This window comes from Nonomuraea turkmeniaca (assembly GCF_005889735.1).
Lineage (GTDB): Bacteria > Actinomycetota > Actinomycetes > Streptosporangiales > Streptosporangiaceae > Nonomuraea > Nonomuraea turkmeniaca.
In genome coordinates this window covers 1-5,435 of sequence record NZ_VCKY01000399.1, presented here as the reverse complement: position 1 = coordinate 5,435, position 5,435 = coordinate 1, and the positions used below count along the sequence as shown (strand labels likewise).

The following is a 5,435-nucleotide window of genomic DNA, read 5'->3' as shown; positions in this document are numbered from 1 at the left end:
CACCCATCCCGTGCAGGTCGTGCGGCCGGTGGCCGTGCCGCTCGCGCTCACCGTGATCGGCGACGCCGCGCCGGGGCGGCTGCACGCGGTGTTCTCGCCGCCGCCGCTGGTCCTGGCCTTCACCAAGGAGGAGCCGGACGGCGCCACCGCCGTGCCGGGCGGGCCGTGGCTAGGGGCCTCCGTACGCGCCGGGATCGCCGATCTGACCTTCACGGAGCTCGCGTACGAGCCGCTGGACGGCGGGATGGCGCTGCGCTTCGACTACGAGTGCCACACCGTGGTGCGCGGGTCGTGGACGTCGCCCGCGATCGTCTTCCGTACCGCGTCCTCCCCGTGGGAGGCGATCGCGCACCACCGGGACGACCTGGTCGCGCACGGGCTGGCGCCCGCCGGGCCGGTCCACGAGCGGCACGCGTGGTGGAGCGAGCCGATCTTCTGCGGCTGGGGCGCCCAGTGCGCCGGAGCTCGCAGGGCCGACGGCCGGTCGCCGGTGGAGCTGTCCCGGCAGGACCTCTACGACGAGTGGCTGGCGCGACTCGAGGACCACGGCATCGTCCCGGGGACGATCGTCATCGACGACCGCTGGCAGCTGACATATGGGGAGATGGAGCCCGACCCGGCGAAGTGGCCGGCGCTCCGCGAGTGGATCGCCGCCAGGCAGGCGCGCGGGCAGCGGGTGCTGCTGTGGTGGCGGGCCTGGTCGGCCGACGGGCTGCCGGCCGAGGAGTGCGTGCTGGACGCCGGCGGACGGGCGGTGGCCGCCGACCCGTCGAACCCCGCCTACCGGCTCCGCGTCCAGGCGATCATGGACCGGCTGCTCGGCGACCTCGGGGCGGACGGATTCAAGATCGACTTCACGCAGTGGTTCCCCAGCGGATCGCACCTGAAGTCGTACGGCTCGACCTGGGGCATGGCCCTCCTGCACGAGCTGCTCGCCACCCTGTACGACGCCGCCAAACGCGTCAAACCCGGCGCTCTGATGGTCACCCACACGCCGCATCCCGCGTTCGGCGACGTCACCGACATGGTCCGGCTCAACGACGTGCTCGAGTACGACGCCCACGGCGAGCTCGTGCCGGCCGTCGACCAGCTGCGCTTCCGCCACGCGGTCGCCGCCCACGCCATGCCGGGCCACCTGATCGACACCGACCAGTGGCCGATGCCGAGCAGGGCGGACTGGCTGGCCTACGCCGAGGCGCAGCCCTCGCTCGGCGTGCCCGCGCTGTACTACGCCGAGCGCATCGACAACTCCCTGGAGGAGATCACCGGCGCGGACCTCGAGCAGGTCGCGCGGTGGTGGCGGCGATGAGGCAGACCGCCGGGAGTGGTCGGCGGTACAGGACGTGTGGGAACGATACCGGATAGAATCGCGCCTCGTGAGCAGTGATGTGACCGAAGTTGTGCCCGGGGTGTTCCGCATAGCGGACACCTGCCACGTCTACGTCGTGGCGGCCCCCGCGCAGGCGGGGGAGGAGCGCACCGGGATCGCGATCGACTTCGGTTCCGGCCGCGTGCTCGACCTCCTGGGCGAGATGGGGATCGACCGCCTCACCGACGTCCTGATGACCCACCACCACCGCGACCAGGCGCAGGGCCTGGCCCGGGCGGTGGGCGCGGGCATCCCCATCCACGTCCCGCCGGTCGAGCTCGACCTGTTCGAGAAGGTCGGCGAGATGTGGTCGGGGCGCCAGCTCAGCAACGACTACGACCTGCGTGACGACAGGTTCTCGCTGCTCGATCCGGTGCCGGTGGCCGGCGTGGTGCCCGAATACCGGACGGCCACGTACGGGGGTGTGGAGGTGCGCGTGTTGCCCACCCCAGGGCACACCCCCGGGTCCGTGACCTACGTCGTCGGTGAGGTCGCCTTCACCGGCGACCTCATCTACGCCCCCGGCAGGGTCTGGTCCCTGGCCGCCACCCAGTGGTCCTACACCGAGAACGAGGGCCCGGCCATGGTCGTCCTGAGCTGCGAGCTCCTCCGGCGGGAGGGGCTCGATGTCTTAATGCCGTCGCACGGCGAGCCGATGACCGAGCCGGACGACGCCCTCGACCAGCTCTCCCAGTCCATGCAGCGGTACGTGAACTTCCGCCGCCCCCACCCCTGGGACGTACGCGGACTCCTCCACAACCCGTTCGTCGAGGTGACCTCCCACCTGCTGATGAACAAGAGCGCCCAGTCCCACAGCTACGTCCTGCTGTCGGAGTCCGGTGCCGCCATGGTCTTCGACTTCGGCTACGACATGTCCACCGGTCTGGTGCACAACACCTCACGCGCGGCCCGCCGCCCCTGGCTGGCCTCGCTCCCCGCCCTCCGCGAGCACTACGGCGTCACCAGCATCGAGGTCGCCCTCCCCACCCACTACCACGACGACCACGTGGCCGGCATGCCGCTGCTGCGCGACGTCGAGGGCACCGAGATCTGGGCGCCGTCCCACATCGCCCCCATCCTGGCCGCGCCGCTCCACCACGACCTGCCGTGTCAGTGGTTCGACCCGATCCCCGCCGACCGCGTGCTCGGGCTGGGCGAGACGGTGCGGTGGCGGGAGTACGAGATCACGGTGCACGACCTGCCGGGTCACACGTTGTTCGCGGCGGCCTACGAGTTCCAGGTGGACGGTCACCGCGTGCTGGTCACCGGTGATCAGCAGGACGGCATGGGCATTCCGGAAGAGCGCCAGGAGATCCTGAATTTTCAGTACAAGAACAGGTTCAGGATCGAGGACTACCGGAAGAGCGCCGCACTCTACCGGCGCCTGCGCCCCGACCTCATGGTCAGCGGCCACTGGCGCCCGCGCTGGGTGGACGACGACTACCTCCACATGCTGACCCAGCGCGGCGAGGAGCTGGTCGCCCTGCACCACGACCTGCTCCCGCTGGACCGCCTCGACCTGGGAGCGGACGGCGTGTTGTGCCGCCTGACGCCGTACTACGCCACTGTCCCCGCGGGCGGCGAGCTGGTGCTCACGGCCACCGTGCGCAACCCGTTCCCCGAGAAGGTCGTGGCCACCATCGAGCCCGTCGTTCCCGCCGGATGGGAGCGTGAGCAGGGATCCCTGACGCTGAGGCTCCCCGGAGGGGGTATGGATCAGGTGCATCTCCGTCTCGGCGCCGATGTCGTGCCGCGACGCCGCGTTCGCCTGGCAGTCGACGTGACCATCGGCGATCTGCGCCTCGGGCAGCACGCCGAGGCGCTGGTCGACGTGGTCGGGGAAGGGATTCGATGACCATAGAGCGGCGTACCCCCTTCAGCCGTTCTCGGCGGCCCACGATCAAAGACGTCGCGGAGGCCGCCGGTGTCTCCCGCTCCACCGTCTCCCGCGCGCTGACCGGCCGGGGCTATGCCGCCAGCGACGTGCGCGAGCGGGTCCTGCGCGCGGCCGCCGAGCTCGGCTACGTGCCCGACGTCATGGCCCGCACACTCAAGCAGCAGGTCAGCAGGTCGGTCGGGGTGCTGGTGAGCGACCTGCGCAATCCGTTCTACGCGGAGCTGGCGGCCGGGGCCAGCAGGGAGGCCCGCGAGCGCGGTTACACGATGGTGCTGGCGGACACGAGCCTGTCGGCCGAGGCGGAGAGCGAGGCCGCCGAGGCGCTGGTCGCGCTCAGGGTGGCGGGCGTGGTCGTGACGCCCAACTCCTCGGCCGTGTCCACCTACCTCGCCTCGCACCACATCCCGGTGGTGGAGGTGGACCGGCAGTTCGCGGCCGGTTCGACGGACGGGGTCGTGGTGGGCAACCGGGTCGGCGCCCGGACGGCCACCGCGCACCTGGTCGCGCTGGGGCACCGCAGGATCGCGCTGTTCATCGACGAGACCGACTGGACCACCGGCTACGAGCGTTACCAGGGCTACCTGGAAGCGCTCGGGACCGGTGACATCAAGGTGGATCCCGACCTGGTCGTCTCGTCGGGCTGGGACGTGGCGGACTCGCGGCGCCGGGCGCTCGACATGTTGCGCGCTCCGGACCGGCCGACCGCCGTGTTCGCCGCCAACAACGTGCTCGCCGAGGGCGTCTGGCGGGCGATCGGCGAGCTGGGGTTGAGGGTGCCGGACGACATCAGCCTGGTGGCCTTCGACGACGCGCCGTGGATGAGCATGGTCTCGCCCACGGTCACCGCGGTCTCGCAGGACACGTTCAACCTCGGCGCGACCGCCGTGCGGAGGCTGGACCAGCGGATCGAGATGCCGGAGGCGGACTCCGTCACCACTGTGCTCAACGTGCGGCTGGTGCCCCGCGAATCCACCGGATCGCCGCCCGTGATCTGACATTTCCCCAGCTCGCGCGTTGACCCCGTGGGAAAGCTCGCCCTAGGATCCCGTGTGGGAACGATGTCACACCCCTTTGACGTGGCACCCGTTCCATCGGAGGCCCTATGGAGCACGTTGTTCCCCCTGTTCTCTCGCTGGACATCGGCGGCACGAAGCTCGCCGTCGGTGTGGTCACCGGCGATGGCCGGATCCACGGCTGGCAGGTCGCCCCCACCCGACGGGAGGAGGGGCCGCGGCGGGTCCTGGCCAGGCTGTTCGATCTGGGCAGCAAGGCGATCGCCGAGGCCGGGCTGCCCGAGGTGGCCGCCGTCGGCATCTCCTGCGGAGGGCCGCTGGACGCCGCGACCGGTGTGCTGGAGTGCCCGCCGCACCTGCCCGGCTGGATCGACGTGCCGGTGGGCGCGATGGCGGCGGAGGCGTTCGGCGTGCCGTCGGCCCTTGAGAACGATGCCACCGCTGCCGCGCTCGGCGAGTTCCGGTACGGCGCGGGGCGCGGCACCAGCACGATGCTCTACTTGACCATCTCGACGGGCGTCGGCGGCGGGTCCGTCATCGGCGGGCGGCTGCACCGCGGCGCGGCCGGGAACGGGGGCGAGCTCGGGCACGTCATGGTGCGGCCGGGCGGCCGGCCGTGCTCGTGCGGGCGGCTGGGATGCCTGGAGGCGTACGCGTCGGGGACGGCCATCGCCGAACGTGCCCGCGAGGCTCTGGCCGCCGGGCGGCCGTCGTCCTTGTCCGCCATCCATGAGCCGACGGCCGAGGATGTGTCGCGGGCCGCCGAGACCGGGGATCCGCTCGCGTGCGAGATCTGGGACGAGGCCACCTGGGCGCTGGGAAGTGCGGTCACCGATCTGGTGAACGCGTTCGAGCCCGAGCTCGTCGTCCTCGGGGGTGGGGTCACCCGGTCCGGTGCGCGGCTCGTCGAACCCGTTGCCGCCGCCGTCGCCAGGGACGCCATGCCGCCCGCGGCTCGGAGCGTGCGCATCGAGCCGGCTCGGCTCGGGGCGGGTGTGTGCGTCGTGGGCGCCGGGGCCGTCGCTCATGATCTCGTCACAGGGGAGGTCGCCCATGCCTGACCAGCCGGCTCCTCGACCGCCTGTCGCAGCACCGTCCCGGACGTCCGGGCGGGGGTCCCTTGAGGGTGATGAGGGGCGCGGGCGGGTGTCGCAGG

The 5,435-nt window shown here is 71.7% G+C and carries 4 protein-coding genes; all 4 read left to right on the top strand.

From position 1 onward, the window contains the following. A partial coding sequence (locus ETD86_RS56420; protein ID WP_170223773.1) for an alpha-amylase family protein occupies window positions 1-1,309 on the top strand: 1,309 nt, incomplete at its 5' end. Window positions 1,310-1,376: 67 nt separating this feature from the next. After that, window positions 1,377-3,224: an MBL fold metallo-hydrolase gene (locus ETD86_RS52265; RefSeq protein ID WP_211370880.1), complete on the top strand. Its 1,848-nt coding sequence runs from the start codon at window positions 1,377-1,379 to the stop codon at window positions 3,222-3,224. Next, window positions 3,221-4,261, top strand: coding sequence for a LacI family DNA-binding transcriptional regulator (locus tag ETD86_RS52260; RefSeq protein WP_138674053.1), 1,041 nt, complete (start codon window positions 3,221-3,223; stop codon window positions 4,259-4,261). The genes ETD86_RS52265 and ETD86_RS52260 overlap by 4 nt, the downstream gene beginning before the upstream one ends. A gap of 107 nt (window positions 4,262-4,368) precedes the next feature. Then, on the top strand, window positions 4,369-5,340 hold the full coding sequence (locus ETD86_RS52255; protein WP_138674052.1) for an ROK family protein: 972 nt from the start codon (window positions 4,369-4,371) through the stop codon (window positions 5,338-5,340). Window positions 5,341-5,435 lie beyond the last annotated feature (95 nt).

What these genes read in the sequence shown, in the direction of transcription:
- ETD86_RS52260 (WP_138674053.1), top strand. Translation starts at nt 3,221, where the DNA reads ATGACCATAGAGCGGCGTACCCCCTTCAGCCGTTCTCGGCGGCCCACG.
- ETD86_RS52255 (WP_138674052.1), top strand. Translation starts at nt 4,369, where the DNA reads ATGGAGCACGTTGTTCCCCCTGTTCTCTCGCTGGACATCGGCGGCACG.